Annotated in this window: 1 protein-coding gene and 1 pseudogene; both read left to right on the plus strand. The window is 47.7% G+C overall.

The annotated features are described in order from the left end of the window. Positions 1-391: IS66 family insertion sequence element accessory protein TnpB (gene tnpB / locus WFH18_RS17525; protein WP_148334924.1), on the plus strand; the 391-nt coding region annotated here is incomplete at its 5' end. A 74-nt stretch (positions 392-465) separates the two neighbouring features. Beyond that, a pseudogene (locus WFH18_RS17530) lies at positions 466-903 on the plus strand (IS66 family transposase); the annotation flags it as partial.

The following is a 903-nucleotide window of genomic DNA, read 5'->3' on the forward strand; positions in this document are numbered from 1 at the left end:
AATGGCAAGTATCAGAAATATCTGCTTTAGCAGAATTACTCAAGGCACTTGCAACATGATCCGCATTGATGAAATCTGGCTTTCTACCCAACCTCTGGATATGCGAGCAGGTATGGATACGACCATGGCTCAGGTGGTGAGAGCCTTTGGCTACATCAAACCGCATTGTGCTTACCTGTTCTGTAATAAACGTGGCCATCGCATGAAAGTGCTGGTACATGATGGATTGGGCATCTGGCTGTGTGCCCGGCGGCTGGAACAGGGCAAATTTCACTGGGCTCAAGTTCACCAAGGTGAAACCGTGGCCCTCAGCCCGGAACAGTTACAGGCACTGATCCAAGGTTTGCCCTGGCAGCGCATTGGACGACAGCAGGTGGTGACGATGCTTTAAACCAGGCTCGACCATTCTGCTATTCTCCAAACGTTCTATTTCATTCTTCTCATGACCTCAGGCATACTGCGGTCATGAATACGCTGCCTGATTTAAGCCAACTGACCCATGAACAACTGCTGGAATTCACCAGGCAGTTGGCGCTGCAGCATCAGTCTCTAGCACAATCAAACCAACAATTGGATGCCAAAGTTCAACATCTTTCTATTCTCAATCAAAAATACGAGCATGAACTGGCGCTGTTTAAAAAGCACAAATTCGCCCAAAAGAATGAACACTTAACGGCAAAACAAATCCATCTGTGGGATGAAGCGGTTGAAGAAGATATTGCCGCGGTTGATCTAGAACTGGAACGGCTAAATGCAGATAAAACCAATGCAGCGACACAGAAAGCCAAAACCAATAAACCTAAACGTCGACCACTGCCAGATCATCTACACACCATCCGTATTGAGCATGAACCTGCATCAACCCAATGCGCTTGTGGCTGCCAACTCCGTCGTATCGGCGAA

The organism is Acinetobacter sp. USHLN143 (assembly GCF_037145695.1).
Taxonomy (GTDB): Bacteria; Pseudomonadota; Gammaproteobacteria; order Pseudomonadales; family Moraxellaceae; genus Acinetobacter; species Acinetobacter fasciculus.